This window comes from Halalkalibacter sp. AB-rgal2 (assembly GCF_041821005.1).
Lineage (GTDB): Bacteria > Bacillota > Bacilli > Bacillales > Bacillaceae_D > Halalkalibacter.
On sequence record NZ_JBGUAV010000005.1, the window covers coordinates 124,984 to 142,093 of the forward strand.

A 17,110-nucleotide genomic window follows, 5' to 3' on the forward strand; every position below is an offset into this window, starting at 1 on the left:
GAGATAAATAAAGTTCGGGAGGTGAAGAGTGTATGCATCCTACTCACTATGAAAACTTAAAAGTAGCGTTTGAAAATCAACTGTATGATTTAGATAATATCGATCAGGTAATAGAAATTGTTGATCGCTCAGATAGGGTTGATCTTGCGACAATGGAACGAATATGCCATATACAATTCCAATTAAACGATGTCCCTTCCATCAAGGCTGAAGTTTGCTTACGTGCATCTTTATTAGATTCTGCAACAGAGTTATTAGAGATTGAAGGTGAAGTCGGTTGTTCATTAATCGTACGGTTGTATATGGAACTATCAGATATAGATACTCAATGTGTACAAATTGAGCAGATTCTTCAGGACATATGGCAATCACGGTTGCCGATTGAACAATCGGTTCAGTTCACTTTTCATCGAGAAGAACGGACATATTTAAATCAAATAACAGTTCGGTTTGATCGGAAGCTAAATGAACGTCATATGAGTGATATTCCAGAGCTGCTCTCTTACGTAATGAAATCATTAAGAGAGTTAAGTCGTATTTAACGAAGGACACTGAAATGTTAAGGCGTTGGTTTATTGAGGGAAGTGAAAAAGTGCAAAATCGAAGTCCACTGAAAAAGTCCTTTCTAGTAACTCAAAGAAGAGTAATGGCTCCGCTCGTTGCGCGCCTTGCTATGAGAAACCCACTCATTTCAAGGCTTTCAAAATCGGGCAACGGCTACGCACATTACTTAAAGGCACTGAAAAAGTGAAAATCGCACTTTTTCAGCGCCCTGCAAAATCGACTTTTTCACTTCCTTTTATTTATAAAATCCTTAATCATTTAATTAAGGTAGCTTTAAGTCGCTATCTCTGTTTTTCTTATATGTCAATGTAATCTATCATGTGGGGATAAATCACTTTATTTTGCATACTATAAGACTGTTTACATGTATAACAGTTATTGGAAAGCGGAAGAGGTGATTAAAATGAGTAAAGCTTCGAGGCAACGTAAAGGCTTGTACCGACCGAGTGAAGAGCATGAAGCGTGTGGGATTGGGATGGTAGCTAATATTGATGGAAAACAAACACATGATATTATTGAGTACGCTATTACGATCCTGTGTAATTTAGAGCATCGTGGAGGGCAATCCGCAGATATTAGTACGGGGGATGGTGCGGGGATTTTAACGCAAATTCCTCATAAACTGTTTGTGAAGCAATGTGAGAAAGAAGATATCTACCTCCCGGATAAAGAAGGCGCTTATGGGGTAGGAATGCTCTTCTTACCAAATGACCCTGCTGTTCGTAAGCAAGCAGAGACAACTGTGTCTACTATGATTGAAGAAGAGGGGCAACAATTACTAGGCTGGCGAACCGTACCAGTTAATGATTCATTTGTTGGTGACCTAGCCAAGAAGTCTAAGCCATATATTAGACAAGTTTTTGTAAAGCCTAGTAAAGAAATCCATGATCAAAGTGAGTTTGAGCGCAAGCTTTATGTTATTCGAAAACGAATTGAAAAGGCGTGCCTACAAGCAGATTCAATTCATAGAGATGGGTTATACGTCTGTAGTTTTTCTTCAAAGACGATCGTGTATAAGGGGATGCTAATTCCAGAACAGCTTGATTCCTTTTATATTGATTTGAATCACCGTGATTATCAATCAGCATTAGCACTCGTCCATTCGCGATTTAGTACAAATACGTTTCCAAGCTGGGAAAGAGCTCACCCTAATCGGATGACGATTCATAATGGCGAGTTTAATACGATTAAAGGCAATGTCCTTGCGATGAAGGCGCGAGAAGCGCTATGTCAGTCAGAGCTATTTTCTGAGCGAGAATATGCTCAACTGTTTCCAGTTATTGATGAGAGCGGAAGTGATTCATCAATGTTTGATAATGCTTTTGAGTTTTTTCATTTATCGGGTCGTTCCCTTGCTCATACTGCGATGATGATGATTCCAGAGCCATGGAACCATGAACTCATTTCAGAAGAGAAGAAAGCTTTTTATGAATATCATAGTTGCTTAATGGAGCCTTGGGATGGACCGGCAGCTGTTGTGTACACAGATGGAGGCCAAATTGGTGCATGTCTTGATCGAAATGGGTTACGACCAGCTCGTTATTATGTGACAAAGGATGGCATGATTGTTCTTGGTTCAGAAGTAGGAGCTCTAGATATAACAGCTGAAGAGATTGAATACAAAGGAAGACTACTACCGGGAAAGATGCTGTTAGTTGACCTTGAGAAAAAGACAATTGTTCCAGATGAAAAGCTAAAGAAAACGTATGCCAATCAGTACCCGTATAAGAAGTGGCTTGATCAACATCTTATTCCGTTACATACGCTTTCTCCAAATAAGAAAAGCAATGATCCCATGACTGGTGATGATTTAGTTCGCTTGCAGGTGGCCTTTGGCTATACAATTGAAGAGATCAATAAATTAATAAAACCAATGGTGACAGACGGGAAGGATCCTGTTGGTTCAATGGGCTATGATTCACCACTTGCGTTATTGTCAAAAAAGCCGATGCCGTTGTATACGTATTTCAAGCAAAAGTTTGCTCAAGTGACGAATCCACCGATTGATGCAATAAGAGAGAAATTAATTACGTCCGTTGTAACGACAATTGGGCCGGAACGAAATATCATTCAACCAACTGAGGAAAGCTGCAAGAAAATTCAAATCAATAGTCCGATCGCAACGGAAAAGGTATGGAGACAACTAACAAACAGTTCATTTAAAACAGAGATTTTCACGATTCGTGTTCCGATGGAGGGTCAATCGAAAATAGCGGTTTATGTAGATGAATTATGCAAAAAAGTGGCATCCTCGATCAAGGGTGGAACTGAGTTAGTCATTCTTTCTGATCGTGGTGTGAATAAAGATTCGTATTCGATTCCACCGCTTTTGGCTGTTTCAGGCTTGCATCATTATTTAATTCGTGCTGGTCTTCGCGCGAAAGTCAGTATATTACTTGAATCCGCAGAGCCACGTGAGGTTCATCATTTCGCAACATTGCTAGGGTTTGGTGCTGAGGTTGTCTTTCCGTATTTGGCCTTTGATACAATCCGCTCCCTTATTGAACAAGGGGATATTCGTGGGATTGATGAGGTGCAGGCGGTGGATACATTTTGTCAAGCAGCAACGAGTGGAATTGTGAAGATTATGTCAAAGATGGGTATTTCCACATTGCAAAGCTATCAAGGTGCTCAAGTGTTTGAAGCAGTTGGAGTTGATCAGACTGTTCTCGATCAATATTTCACGGGAACGTATTCAAGTATTGATGGAATTAATTTAGATAGGATGGCCGAGGAAATGAGGCTCAAGCATCGACAGGCATTTCATTCTAACCGTAGTGGGAGGCTGCGCCTTGAATCTGGAGATGATTTTCAATGGAGACAAGAAGGAGAGGACCATCAATATAATCCACAAACGATTCATCTATTGCAGCAAGCATGTCGGACCAATGATTATTCGTTGTTTAAACAATATACGTCATTGTTAAATGACACAAACCATAACTTACAATCGATTCGTGGCTTATTAGTATTTAAAAAAACAAAATCGATTGCGATTGATGAGGTAGAGTCAGTCGAACAGATTGTGAAACGCTTTAAAACAGGTGCAATGTCCTATGGCTCAATTAGTGAAGAAGCTCATGAAGCATTAGCGATTGCGATGAATCGATTAGGAGGAAAAAGCAATTCGGGTGAAGGTGGAGAGTCGCCTGAACGTTTTATTGCTGATCCAAACGGTGATTTACGGCGAAGTGCGATCAAGCAAGTGGCATCCGGTCGATTTGGAGTAAACAGCTATTATTTACTAAATGCTGATGAAATTCAAATTAAAATGGCACAAGGCGCTAAACCAGGAGAGGGCGGACATTTACCTGGTTCTAAAGTATATCCTTGGATTGCTGAAGTTCGTGGTTCAACACCAGGTGTCGACTTAATTTCACCTCCACCTCACCATGATATTTATTCGATTGAGGATTTAGCTGAGCTTATTCACAATTTGAAAAATGCTAATCCGAAGGCGAGAGTTAGTGTAAAGCTAGTCTCTGGAGGAGGTGTTGGAACGATTGCGGCTGGGGTGGCTAAAGGAAGAGCGGATTTAGTATTAATTAGTGGCTACGATGGAGGAACAGGTGCTGCGCCAAGGACGAGCTTGAAGCATGCTGGATTACCTTGGGAAATTGGACTTGCCGAAACACATCAAACCCTTTTATTAAATAAGCTCCGAGATCGAATTGTCGTAGAAACAGATGGAAAGATGATGACGGGACGGGATGTCGTGATTGCGGCATTGCTAGGGGCGGAAGAATATGGCTTTTCGACAGCGCCACTCGTTGTTTTAGGTTGTATTCTAATGAGAGTATGTCATTTGAATACGTGTCCAGTCGGAGTTGCAACACAAGATCCTAGCTTGCGAAAGAAATTTATCGGTACACCAGAGCATGTCGTTCATTTTATGACGTTCATTGCGCAAGAGGTACGAGAATATATGGCTCAATTGGGTATTCGAACGATGGATGAGTTGATCGGGAGGACAGATTTGCTAGAGAGCAATCAAGCGATTGAGCATTGGAAAGCAAAAGGGATTGATTTGTCCCCATTATTATATCAACCGGAAGAGGTACAATCAGTAAGTCGATACGCAACGATTGAGCAAGTACACGGATTAGATAAGACGTTAGATCAGCAAGAATTAATTCCTCGTTGTGAAGCTGCATTAGAGCGAAAGGAAAAAGTAGTGTCGACATTGTCGATACGTAATATTAACCGTGTTGCTGGCACAATGCTCGGTAGCGAGATTACAAAGAGGTACGGAATAGAAGGGTTAGCTGAAGATACGATTAAACTAACATTAATTGGCTCAGCTGGACAAAGCTTTGGTGCGTTTATTCCAAGTGGACTATCGATGCGCTTAGTTGGCGATGCGAACGATTTCTTCGGAAAAGGATTGTCTGGCGGGAAACTAATTGTACGTCCTTCTAAAAGGTCTACATTTGTTGCTGCCGATAACATCATTATTGGCAATGTTGCCTTCTACGGGGCAACAGCAGGAGAGGCTTACGTGAATGGAATAGCAGGTGAACGCTTCTGTGTAAGAAATAGTGGTGCTAACGTCGTTGTTGAAGGGGTTGGTGATCACGGGTGTGAATATATGACCGGTGGGAAAGTCGTTGTTTTAGGTGAAACAGGTAAGAATTTTGCAGCTGGTATGTCTGGTGGAGTCGCTTATGTGCTCGATTACGATCAGAAATTTGCGAAACGCTGCAATCAAGAGCTAGTCGTTATTGAGCATGCTAGTGAAGAAGAAATTAGTGATATTCAAGTGATGATCGAAAGACATGTATATTACACGAAAAGTGAACGAGGCAAAGAAGTACTGAAAAATTGGGGTAAGATATCCAAGCAGTTTGTTCGTGTGATTCCACGTGATTATATGGTGATGAAGAAGAGGATTGATCGATTTAAAGAGAAAGGGTATGACTCATATAAAGCGGCTTTAGCGGCTTTTGAAGAAAGTAAAGCGGCCGTCGATCTTGTGAAGGATGGTGACGTGAACAATGGGTAAACCAACAGGATTTATTGATTATACTAGAAAGCCATTACCTGAACGTGATCCGAAAGAGCGAGTGAAGGATTGGGATGATTATACACTGCGTCATCAAGAGCAGGAGCTCCAGCAGCAGGGGGCACGTTGCATGGACTGTGGAGTGCCTACGTGTCATACAGGGATGATGTTAAATGGTATGACAACAGGTTGTCCGGTTCATCATCTCATTCCTGAGTGGAATGATCTCGTCTATCAAGGGCAGTGGAAGGAAGCGTTAGAGCGTGAACATGAACGTAACAATTTCCCAGAATTTACGGGTATGGCCTGTCCTGCACCGTGTGAAGGGGCGTGTGTACTAGGGATCAATGAACCGCCTGTGGCGATTCGATCAGTCGAATTAGCGATTGTTGAACGTGGCTTTAAGGAAGGCTGGGTTAAGCCTACACCACCAACTGATCGGACTGGTAAAAAGGTCGCCATTGTCGGATCGGGTCCAGCGGGATTAGCTGCAGCTGCCCAATTAAACAAGGCAGGGCATCTAGTAACGGTCTACGAAAGGCATGACCGAATTGGTGGATTACTGACGTATGGAATTCCGGAAATGAAGCTTCCTTATCAAGTAATTGAGCGACGAGTGAACATCTTACAAGCAGAAGGAATCATGTTTCAACCGAATACGGAAATAGGGAAGGATTATCCACTAAAAAAGCTACATTCAGACTTTGATGCGGTCATTTTATGTGGCGGAGCGGCGATGCATCGTGACATAGAAGTGGAAGGAAGAGGATTAGAAGGGATTCATTTTGCGATGGACTTCTTGCATACGAATACGAAGAGTCTATTAGATTCTAGTCATGAAGATGGTGCCTACATTTCGGCCAGGGATAAAGATGTCATCGTAATTGGCGGTGGGGATACAGGAACAGATTGTTTAGCGACATCCGTTCGTCATGGGTGCCGGAGTCTAACTCAGTTTGATATATATCCAAAGAAAGGGACCGAGCGCGAGCCCGATAATCCATGGCCGCAATGGCCCGTCATTCATCGAGTTGAATATGGACATAAGGAAGCAGCTGCAGTATTAGGTGAAGATCCACGCGCTTATGCCGTCATGACGAAGCGATTTATAGGCGATGATCAAGGTCAAGTTGCATTTGTTGAGACTGTTGAAGTGGAAACATTTATGAATGCAGAAGGCAAGAAAATAAGGAAAGAATTACCTGGGACAGAAAAGCGTTGGCCTGCCCAATTAGTGTTACTTGCTATTGGATTTAGCGGTCCGGAGACTGAATTTCTGACAGAAGCCAATGTTCAATTAAACAAGCGATCAAATGTAAAGGCAGAATATGGTACTTACCGAACGAATATTGACGGTTTATTTGCGGCAGGTGATATGCGCCGAGGCCAAAGTTTGATCGTTTGGGCGATTAATGAAGGAAGAGAAGCAGCACGTGAATGCGATAAGTATTTAATGGGAGAAACAAGCTTACCTTAAAAGGTAGGCTTGTTTTTATAAAAGCCTGCCTCGAGGTCATCAAAAAGGGAAAAAAGCGCCCTTTTGAACAACCTCTATAAAATCATTCTACACATTTTTTCATATTGATTACTAGAGTGAGTTCGAGTATAATTACTTCGATAAGTTCATAGTTAATTAAACAGGTGCTGGCATTTAGTAAATGCTAGCTTAATAGGGAAGTTGATGAGAAACCAACGCGGTCCCGCCACTGTAAATGCGAGCAACCTACTATTGTCACTGTCTTATAAAAAGATGGGAAGACGTAGGAAGTGATGACCATGAGCCAGGAAACCTGCCTGTTTTGCCAGCACCATGTTCTACGCGGATAGAAGGGGTGTTAAGAATGTATAGTATATGATGCTATTAATCTCTTAACATTTTAGCTCCTTCTCAGTTAGAGGGGCTTTTTTTGATGGATAGATAGAAAATGAGGAGGAACAAAAATGAAAAAATGGATGCATCAGATGATGGCAGTGTTGCTTGTGTTTTCACTGTTCTTTGGAAGTGTCAATACGGCGGTATTTGCTGAGGAAGCATCGGATCAGCAATTAGAAGAGAGCAATCAGATTGTTACGGTTGATGTTAGTGAGTATGAGGTTGAAGAGGGAGATACGGCGTTTGACTTACTCGTGCGTGCTGTCGGTGAGGAGAATGTTGGATATGATGATGGCCAATACGGGAAATTTATTCATACAATTAATGATGTGCAGGCAGAAGGAAACTATTTCTGGGCATTTTATGTCAATCGAATCTCAGCACAAACAGGGGCAGATAGCTTTTTAGTCGATGAAGACGACATTCTAACATTTAAACTAGTTGACTGGACAGCTGAAAGTGATAGTGCTGAACTTGAAATTGTAGGAATTGAAGAAGTTCAAGCTTATGATGACAGTTTTGGATTTATTGAAGGGGCAACAGCCTTTGATTTAATTAAGGTAGTCATCGGTAAGGACAATTTAGAGTATGACGTATATGATTTTGGGAATTTTATTACAGGAATTAATGGTTTAAAGGCAGAGTATCCTGATTATTGGTCATTAGCCGTTAATGATGAGTCTTCGCAAGTCGGTGCTAGTGACTACGTGTTGACAAATGGAGACCTGATTTCCTTTGTCTTCATTGAGAATGAATCGGAAGATGAAGGCGGAGATGCTGACAGCGGTTCTGAAGAAGAGGATCCTGTAACAGAAGAAGGTTCTGAGACTGAACGAGTTGATCCAGAAGTCATTCAAAGTGCGATCGATTCAGCAACTGATTATATTCTTGCTGGAACAATCGGTGATTGGAATGCAATAGCATTAAGACAGGCAAGAAAAGAAGTGCCGAGTAGCTATTTAGATCAAGTGAAAGAGACGTTAAGAGAGAATGAAGGACAGTTTCGTGCTATAACGGATTATGAGCGTGTGACGTTAGGTATTTTAGCAGCAGGTGGCAACCCGACAAATATTGAAGGATACAACCTCGTTGAAGCCATTTATAATGGTGAATTAACGCGTCAAGGTTTAAACGGTGTTGTGTATGGTTTAATTGCGTTAGATAGTGCAGGCTTTGAAACACCAGATGGAGCAGCGTGGGATCGTGAACGGATGATTTCATATTTGCTAGATGCTCAAAATGGAAGTGGCGGCTGGTCTTGGGATGGAAGTAGCTCAGCTGATTTGGATACAACGGCGATGGCCATCACCGCATTAGCGCCACATACATCTCAAACAGAAGTTGAACAAAGTGTGAATGAAGCATTACGTTATATCCAAGCAAATGCTTCGCAAATTGACAATAGCTCGACTGCTTCTCAAGTTATTATTGCGCTTGCGACAGCTGGGGTTGAACCAAACCAGCCAGAGGATCCAAGTGATAGTGAAAGTACGAGGCTTGTTGATTACTTATTGAGCTTCCAAAATGATGATGGTGGATTCTATTGGAAGGATGGCTATGGTTCTGATAGTGATCCATTTTCAACCGACCAAGCCTATCGTGCTCTTGTTGCGTATCAGCTATATGTAAATGGGGAAGGATCTTTGTATCATCTTCCTTTAGCTGATGGAGAAGTTCAGTATGGATTAGAAGATGTTGTTGTTGAGGAAGAGGAAACAACTAATCCTTATGAAAAGGTAGAAACAGAGCCCCCTTTACCTTCTAATAATAATGAAAAAGTAATAGATTCTAATAACACATCGGAATCAACAGATGAAGGTGAGCGGTTACCAGATACGGCAACGAATACATTTAATCTTCTTTTGGTTGGTTTAGTTTTATTGCTAATAGGTGTGATAGCATTTGTGATAACGAAACGTCGTGGAATGATGAAGGAAGAATAATCCCTTTTGTTTATGCATAGGGCGCTGAAAAGGTTTGCTTTCCCTTTTTCAGTGCCCTTTAAGTCATAATAGGGGGTCTCATTTCGGTATGGAGTAGATCAGCTTATAGTAGAGGAGCGTGTTGTGAGGATGAGAATTCGTTGGATCCAAATTTTGTTGCTCATGTTCATGGCTATTGGCATTTTAATAGGTTGTGGGACAGGAAATAAAGAAGAGCATCAGGATGATCGTCATGATCAAGAACAAGTAATAGAGGATGTTGAAATCGAACAAGATGAAGGTGCAGAACTAGGTGACGAGGAGAGTAACACAGAAGAAGAAGTTGAACAGCTAGAGGATGCGGAAGTGGTGTTGCCTAGTAAGTCGAAGGAAATTGAACAATCTGAGGCGACATCTTCTTCTTCGAATGAAGACCTTGCGAATGAATCAACAGAAAAGAAAGAATCGAATCAGACAAGTGATCACCAGTCTAGTTCGGATGAGAAAAAGAAACAATCCTCATCGAACTCTCATTCCAATTCATCCAATAATCAGTCTTCTAATTCAAAACCAAAAGAAGAAAAGAAGCAAGAAAGCTCGTCTTCGAAAGCAAATGAGTCAAAGCCTAAAGAAGAGAAAACAACATCTACCTCTGAGCCAACAGTATCGATTGTGATACAAGGACCAAGTGGGAAAATGGGTGAAGGAGAAGTCGAATATGCAGATGGTGATACGGTTTTGGATATACTGACAAAGTACGGTAAGTCGGCCGATATTTACGTTGATTACACGGGGAGAGGCGCAGCTGCTTATGTTCGAGGAATTGCCGATGTGTATGAATTTGACTATGGGCCGAGGAGCGGTTGGGTAGCAAAAGTAAATGGTACGAGTATTACCCAAAGTGCAGGTGTAACAATAGTAAAGGCAGGAGATCGCGTTGAATGGTTATATACAGAAGAATGACAGTAGGTTGTCCTCATGAACCTTCGATTTGAACAACTACATCCATTAACGACTTTTCTTTTTTATAGTGGTGCAATTGCGTTATTAATGCTTATGCTACACCCGTATTATTTGTTAGCTGCTTTTTTTGCCATTTTACTTCGTGAATATTTGCATGATCGTTTGCGTGGGGTGCGTGGTTGGGTGTTATTTATCTTTTTGTCAGCGCTCATTTTCGTGATGGCTAATCCTTTTTTTAATCAAAGAGGGTCACATGTGTTAGTTGAATGGGCGAATCGTCGCATTACACTTGAAGCTCTTTTGTACGGTGGTATTACTGCATTTTCACTTATGAGCATAGTTGTGCTTTTTATTTCATTTAACCGAGTTATGACGCCAAATAAGTTATTGTTTTTGTTTGGGCGTGTGCTGCCACAGTTTGCTTTGCTGTTAATGCTAACATTGCGTTTTATTCCTCTTATGAAAAGAAGGCTGGACGACATTAGCATGGTTCAACATAGTAAAGGGGTCTCGGTCACTCGTGGTAAGTGGAGTGAAAGAGCGAAAAAAGGGCTACTCTATGTGCAAATTTTGCTGACCTATTCATTGGAAGAAGCGATACAAACGGCAGACTCAATGAAGGCACGAGCATTTGGAAAAGGGAAAAGAAGTTCATATGCTCACTTTCGTTGGTATTCATACGATACGTTGAGTGTTGCTTTTATTCTAATTAGCTTAACAATTATGATGATTGGTCGACTTGTAGGATTGGGCTATTTAACGATCTATCCAGTCATGGATTCGCTTCAATTGGTTGGAGGCGACATGCTTCTATTATGTTTGTTTATTTTTTATTTCTTATTTCCTTTATGGCTAGAATGGGGTGGAATGATTAAATGGCGTATATTCAATTAAACAACATTTGCTTTACCTATCCAGATAGTGAAAAGCCAGCATTGAATGAAATTTCCGTGGACATTCAACGAGGAGATTTTGTTGTGCTAATAGGCCCTTCTGGATGTGGGAAGAGTACGCTGCTAAAGCTGTTAAAACCATCGATTCAACCTCATGGTCAGTTAACAGGAGAACGGTTATTAGAGGGGGAATCGATTGAACAATTAGTGAGTGAACAAGATATTGGCTTTGTTTTCCAAGATCCCGATAATCAAGTTGTAGCAGATGAGGTTTTACATGAGCTAGTGTTCGGTTTAGAAAATATCGGCTTACCGACAGTGGAGATGCGGAACCGTGTTGCTGAAATGGTGCATTTTCTTGGTGCTGAGGATTTATTGAAAAGAAAAACACATGAACTATCTGGTGGGCAGAAGCAGCAGGTGAATGTCGCTTCGATCTTGCTAATGCAGCCTCATATTTTGTTGCTTGATGAACCGACAGCTCAGCTTGATCCAGTGAGTGCTCGTGATTTTTTAGAAATGCTTGTGCAATTAAATGAAGAGTTTGGTATGACGATTATTATCGCTGAGCATCGACTTGAAGATGTGTTGGCTTTGGCTGATCAAGTTGTGGCAATGAAAGAAGGAGCTATTGTAGAATGTGGTACACCGAAAGAGGTTGTGAGAACGTTATGGAAGTCTTCTTATCAACCATTTGTGCCGACAACACCCTCACTAGCTTTGACTGTTAATGAACAATTGCCACATATTCCTCTTACTGTGAAAGAAGGACGATTATGGTTAGATCAGCAACTTTGGAATGCTTATATTGATCAAAAGGTTGAGGTAGCGTCAAATGAAGCCGAGGAAATGATCCGATTGCGAGATGTCTCCTTTCAATATGAAGAGGATCAGGCCGTTCTTCATCGTTTAACATTGGCGATCTATAAAGAGGAAATTTATGCACTTGTTGGGGGAAATGGTTCTGGAAAGACAACGTTATTGAAGGTATTAATGGGATTGCTGAAGCCGCAAAAAGGGAAACTGACTCTAGATGGTCAATTGATGAAATGGAAGCAATCTGAGGAGTTTGTTTCTATCGTTGGTTATTTACCACAAAACCCAAAGCTGTTCTTTATACATGAAACAGTCGGGGAAGAGTTAGCAGCGGTGATGGCACAATGGAATGTAACGGATCAAGATGAAGCAGACTCCTTGTTAGAGGCTTTGCAAATAGATCACTTGAAAGATCGCCATCCGTATGATCTGAGTGGTGGTGAGCTACAAAAGGCTGCACTTGCTTGTATTTTAATTCGTAAACCGAAGCTACTATTACTAGATGAACCGACAAAAGGATTAGATCCGATTTCAAAGATACGGTTAGGTGATATGCTAGTGGAACTAAAGAAAAAAGGGATTACCGTCTTTATGACAACACATGACATTGAGTTTGCTTCACGTTATGCAACGACGTGTGGAATGATGTTCCAAGGTCAAATTACATCAGAAGGTGTACCAAGCGATTTTTTTAAAGGGAATTTCTTTTATACAACAATGATCCAACGGTTGTTCCGAGGGAAATCAGATGACGTCATGACGATAGAGAGGGCTTTGCAATGCTTCGATCAACATTAACCTGGGTCGTTTTACTGACAATGGTAGGTTTCGTGATTATCGCCTCATTGCTGTGGACTGATCACTATTTATGGATTAGTTTTGTCATTATTATATCAGCTCTTCTTCTCTTTATTATTCGATTTGAACGTAGAAAACTAGAGGCGAGAGAACTCGTATTATTAGCCGTTCTTGCTGCGATTGCGGCTGTTAGCCGTATTCCGTTTGCTAGCATACCAAGTGTACAGCCAACGACGTTCGTCATTATGATGTCAGGCTTTGTGTTTGGTGCGGAAAGTGGGATGATGATCGGAGTTGTTGCAGCGCTTGCATCTAATATGATATTAGGTCAAGGTCCTTGGACGCCATGGCAAATGCTCGCATGGGGCTTAGTTGGATTGACAGCAGGGTTATGGAGAAATCATATTTGGCTAAAAAGAAAATTTGGAAAAGTATTATTTGCAATTGCTTGGGGCTATTTGTTTGGGTGGATCATGAATGCTTGGGGTGTATTATCACTTATCTTTGTTAATGGCGAATGGAATTTCTCGATTCTCGTACCTTACTTTTTCGGAAGTGCTTTGTTTGATACGATGCACGCAGCCTCCAACGTACTCTTCTTACTCGTCTTTGGTGGTATTTGGATGAAAATCCTTATGCGCTTTAAGAAGAAATACGGGCTTATGGAATAGGGTGAAATATGTTGTGTGTGCTGGTTTCATAGTAGGAGAGTTTTGAAAGAGGTTCTCTTAACTGGCATAAAGCTAGAAATGGACCGAGAGCAACGAGTGAAAGGGATTCCACCCCACTCGATGCGGTTCCTCGTTCCGCTATTATCGCTGTATAACCTCATCTAGGATTCTCTCACTGATGTATAGGAGACCTCTGGCACTTCTTATGCCAGCCAATTCGTACATAATTGAACAATTTTGTTAAATTGATTTCGTCCGATTGTAGCTACATTTTGTTTTGCTTGTTCAGCATTGCCTTCAAGCATTAATTTCGTATTTATTGTTGTAATCTCATTAAATGTTGTCCATAATTCGTTGAACCTCTGAATGTTTGATGTACACTTCTCGCTAGTGGCGACGTTAGAAAGCTTTTCTATTTGGTTATATAAATGCTTCTCAGCTCGTTCCTTTTCCCGCTTCCAATAAACGACCTCTTCATAATTCGTTGACGCAATCATAGTAACCATCATTCCTCTAATCGTTAATGCCTGTTTAAATATTGCTTCGACTTCATGCTTATTTGTTTGGTCATTAGGTAATGTAAAAAGGGATGTAACGGCGGATAGAGCAAATACATCCTTTGTTGTCTCATGGATATTTATGTTCATTCGTTCAATGGTTTGTTGTTGCTCTAATGTAGAGGCTAGTATCTCCTGACTCGCAGCAGAAAGCTCTTCGTTAATTGCCGCTGATTGGTGAAGGGCTCCTTTTGTCGTTTCTGTACTCTTATTAAGATGGTCTCCTTCCTTTTCTACTGCTTTTATATCGACTTTGATTTGTCGCACTTCTTCCATAATGTGATGAAAGCTTTCTTCAGTTTGTTTAATACTAGAAGTTGTATCATCTACTAGCGATAAAGTAGCCATCGTTCGATTGTTTGAATGTGTAATTTGATCTTGTAAGGACTTAATAATGGCTTCAATATCTTCTGTGGCAGATTTTGATTGATCAGCTAGTTCGCCGATTTCCTTAGCGACAACCGCAAAGCCTTTACCTCGTTCGCCGGCACGAGAAGCTTCTATTGAGGCATTTAAGGAGAGTAGACTTGTTTGTTTAGCTAGCTTTTGAATAAGGTCAATAATGTGTGTAATATCTTTAGAAGCATTCATCAGACTTTGTGCTTCTTCGTAGCCTATTGTACTTTCTCTTTTTAATGAGTTCATTTTTTCACTGGATGCATTCATATGTTTGATTCCAGTTTCAACGGTGCTCTCAATTTGCTCACTTGATTGAAGGATTTGCGAGTGCTTAGAGATAAGTCTTTCTGTTGCTGAATGGACATGATTCATTTGCTCGGATATCGTAATAGCTTCGTCTGCCTGTTGCTGAATGCCTCGTGCTAATTCGTTCATCGTATGAGTAACGGTCCTAACTTCTTCTTCTAAATTAGCCGATGATTGAGCTACTCCTGTTACCCTCGCGTAAAGATCCTTGCTCGATCGTTTCGTGATTTGGAGAAAGGGCCTAAACATGTGGATCGTTTTTTGGAACAGGTTTACATGCCGATTTTTACTTTGAGGAATATTTTTACTTAAATCCCCTTCAGAAAATTGTTTCAAGACGTCATCCTCTTTCTTTCTGTTTGTTAAAAGTAACAAATTGTTTCACTCCCTAGAAAAGTATAAACTTCCCATCATTATCTCTATTTTAAAAATAAAAAAACAATAAATTTGGAAGAATATATAACAGTGTATTTATCATGAAAGCGTTGGCTTATAAAGCTTGGAAGGTTTTCTATCGCAATTGCAGACGCGGGCTCTATTAACATGTATTAATGGTATTAGAATTAAAAACATGTGATTGGAGATGAAGTTAGAGATGACGGTATCGGATTTATTTAAATTTAAAGATGAGAGAACAAAAGTTTTGCACTTTACATGGTTTGCGTTTTTTGTTTCTTTCTTTACTTGGTATAATATGGCGCCAATGGCCACGACGATGTTAGCAGAATTGAATTGGTTAACGCCTGAACATATTGCGGCACTCGGTATATTAAATGTAGCATTAACGATACCGGCGCGTATTATTATCGGTTCATTACTTGATAAGTATGGTCCAAGAGTCGTTTATTCTGGGTTACTGATCATTATGTCGATTCCTGCTTTTGTGTTTGCCTTTGGTGATTCGTGGGCGCAGATTGCAATATCACGTTTAATTCTCGGTAGTATTGGAGCGAGCTTTGTAATCGGGATACGAATGGTTTCTGAATGGTATCCTCCAAAAGATGTAGGGTTTGCCGAAGGGATTTATGGTGGATGGGGGAACTTTGGTTCAGCCGCTGCTGCGATGATTCTACCTTGGATTGCATTAACGATGTTCGGTGGAGATAATGGCTGGAGATATGCCTTAGCACTTACAGGGTTATTCTGTCTTGTTTATGGAATTATTTATTATTTTGCAGTACGTGATACGCCAGAAGGAAAAGTGTTACTAAAGCCGAAGAAATCTGGTGCGATGGAAGTAAGTAGCTGGGGCGATATGGTTCAGTTGATTTTTTGGACGATTCCTTTAGGTGGGGCATTGGCTCTAAGTGCTTGGCGACTAGAGGGGATGGGCTTTTTAAGTGAAACGTTCTTATATGTCACATGGATCATCATCGGACTTGTCTTTATTTATCAAGTGTATAAAATTCTTCAAGTGAATGTACCCTTATTAAAGAAAGGTGTGCCTGAGGATGATCAATATAAGTTTAAAAATGTTGCGGCATTAAATAGTACGTATTTTGCTAACTTTGGAGCAGAATTAGCCATTATTTCAATGCTACCGATGTTCTTTCAGCTTACGTTTTCATTAACACCAGCAACAGCGGGATTAATTGCAGCATCATTCGCATTTATCAATTTAGTGGCTCGTCCTTTAGGCGGTGTATTATCGGATCGTATGGGTAGCCGTCGAAAGATTATGCTTATTTATATGTTCGGTATTTCATTAGGATTAGTTGGAATGGGGTTCATAGATTCTTCGTGGCCTATTGTATTGGCTGTAGCTGTTGTTGTGTTAACTTCTGTCTTTATACAAGGGGCTGAAGGAGCGACGTTTGCTGTCATTCCAATGATTAAGAAGCGAATTACAGGACAAATTGCAGGAATGTCAGGAGCGTATGGAAACGTCGGTGCAACCATTTATTTAACTCTTTATACGTTTGTATCGTCACAACAATTCTTTTTCATATTAGCTGGTGGAGCGTTTGTCAGCTTTGTCATTTGCTATTTCATGTTAGAGGAGCCAAAGAACTCATTTGCTGATGAATATTATGAATCTTCTGCTGATCAAGCTCAAGTGATGGAGGAGCTTTCTGAGGAGTTAACAGGAGAAGAAAAAGTGAAAAAGGCCTTGTAAGTATAAAGGTTTTGGGAATTTACTTTTGGGAGTGTCATTCGTTTGACACTCCTGTTTGTGTTGCTCAAAAAGGAACTCCACTTCATGTTAAGTAGAAAGCAAAGGACATCTCATGCAAGCAGCTGAATTTGGTTAAATCTTACATACATGAATTTGTCAATAATAATGGTTGAGTGGTCATTGACGTCTTTTCAATAGGTGTGCTAAACTCAATTTGTATTGAGTTTCAT

At 40.6% G+C, this 17,110-nt stretch carries 10 protein-coding genes and 1 riboswitch; of the genes, 9 read left to right on the top strand and 1 reads right to left on the bottom strand.

The window, feature by feature from the left end:
• Nucleotides 1-32: 32 nt before the first annotated feature.
• From ACERJO_RS06270 to ACERJO_RS06305, 8 genes are all read left to right on the top strand, one after another.
• Complete coding sequence (locus ACERJO_RS06270) at nucleotides 33-542, top strand: hypothetical protein (RefSeq protein ID WP_247105905.1); 510 nt, start codon at nucleotides 33-35, stop codon at nucleotides 540-542.
• A gap of 425 nt (nucleotides 543-967) precedes the next feature.
• Nucleotides 968-5,566, top strand: a complete 4,599-nt coding sequence (gltB, locus tag ACERJO_RS06275) for a glutamate synthase large subunit (protein ID WP_373646936.1) — start codon at nucleotides 968-970, stop codon at nucleotides 5,564-5,566.
• A complete protein-coding gene (locus ACERJO_RS06280; RefSeq protein ID WP_373646937.1) occupies nucleotides 5,559-7,043 on the top strand; it encodes a glutamate synthase subunit beta in 1,485 nt (494 codons plus the stop codon). Before gltB ends, ACERJO_RS06280 begins: the two co-directional genes overlap by 8 nt.
• A 145-nt stretch (nucleotides 7,044-7,188) precedes the next feature.
• Nucleotides 7,189-7,378, top strand: a riboswitch (cobalamin riboswitch).
• A gap of 129 nt (nucleotides 7,379-7,507) precedes the next feature.
• Entirely contained in the window at nucleotides 7,508-9,382 is a 1,875-nt protein-coding gene (locus ACERJO_RS06285) for a DUF4430 domain-containing protein (RefSeq protein ID WP_373646938.1), read from the top strand.
• A 129-nt stretch (nucleotides 9,383-9,511) separates the two neighbouring features.
• Nucleotides 9,512-10,324, top strand: a complete 813-nt coding sequence (locus ACERJO_RS06290; protein WP_373646939.1) for a DUF4430 domain-containing protein — start codon at nucleotides 9,512-9,514, stop codon at nucleotides 10,322-10,324.
• A gap of 15 nt (nucleotides 10,325-10,339) precedes the next feature.
• Entirely contained in the window at nucleotides 10,340-11,218 is an 879-nt protein-coding gene (locus ACERJO_RS06295; RefSeq protein WP_373646940.1) for an energy-coupling factor transporter transmembrane component T, read from the top strand.
• Complete coding sequence (locus ACERJO_RS06300) at nucleotides 11,200-12,831, top strand: ABC transporter ATP-binding protein (protein ID WP_373646941.1); 1,632 nt, start codon at nucleotides 11,200-11,202, stop codon at nucleotides 12,829-12,831. Before ACERJO_RS06295 ends, ACERJO_RS06300 begins: the two co-directional genes overlap by 19 nt.
• Nucleotides 12,813-13,502 (top strand): ECF transporter S component, encoded by a 690-nt coding sequence (locus tag ACERJO_RS06305; RefSeq protein ID WP_247105912.1) that lies wholly within the window; start codon nucleotides 12,813-12,815, stop codon nucleotides 13,500-13,502. Before ACERJO_RS06300 ends, ACERJO_RS06305 begins: the two co-directional genes overlap by 19 nt.
• A gap of 203 nt (nucleotides 13,503-13,705) precedes the next feature.
• Here ACERJO_RS06305 and ACERJO_RS06310 read toward each other — a convergent pair whose 3' ends face one another.
• The gene (locus ACERJO_RS06310) at nucleotides 13,706-15,100 is read right to left on the bottom strand and encodes a methyl-accepting chemotaxis protein (protein ID WP_373646942.1); all 1,395 of its coding nucleotides are present in this window, start codon (nucleotides 15,098-15,100) and stop codon (nucleotides 13,706-13,708) included.
• 259 nt (nucleotides 15,101-15,359) lie between these two features.
• Between ACERJO_RS06310 and ACERJO_RS06315 the strand changes: the two genes are divergently transcribed.
• A complete protein-coding gene (locus tag ACERJO_RS06315; RefSeq protein WP_247106010.1) occupies nucleotides 15,360-16,880 on the top strand; it encodes a NarK family nitrate/nitrite MFS transporter in 1,521 nt (506 codons plus the stop codon).
• The last annotated feature ends 230 nt before the right edge of the window (nucleotides 16,881-17,110 follow it).

Bases quoted from the DNA above. Each gene is read 5' to 3' on its own strand.
- ACERJO_RS06280 (WP_373646937.1), top strand. From the start codon at position 5,559: ATGGGTAAACCAACAGGATTTATTGATTATACTAGAAAGCCATTACCT.
- ACERJO_RS06270 (WP_247105905.1), top strand. From the start codon at position 33: ATGCATCCTACTCACTATGAAAACTTAAAAGTAGCGTTTGAAAATCAA.
- ACERJO_RS06305 (WP_247105912.1), top strand. From the start codon at position 12,813: ATGCTTCGATCAACATTAACCTGGGTCGTTTTACTGACAATGGTAGGT.
- gltB (WP_373646936.1), top strand. From the start codon at position 968: ATGAGTAAAGCTTCGAGGCAACGTAAAGGCTTGTACCGACCGAGTGAA.
- ACERJO_RS06285 (WP_373646938.1), top strand. From the start codon at position 7,508: ATGAAAAAATGGATGCATCAGATGATGGCAGTGTTGCTTGTGTTTTCA.
- ACERJO_RS06290 (WP_373646939.1), top strand. From the start codon at position 9,512: ATGAGAATTCGTTGGATCCAAATTTTGTTGCTCATGTTCATGGCTATT.
- ACERJO_RS06300 (WP_373646941.1), top strand. From the start codon at position 11,200: ATGGCGTATATTCAATTAAACAACATTTGCTTTACCTATCCAGATAGT.
- ACERJO_RS06295 (WP_373646940.1), top strand. From the start codon at position 10,340: ATGAACCTTCGATTTGAACAACTACATCCATTAACGACTTTTCTTTTT.
- ACERJO_RS06315 (WP_247106010.1), top strand. From the start codon at position 15,360: ATGACGGTATCGGATTTATTTAAATTTAAAGATGAGAGAACAAAAGTT.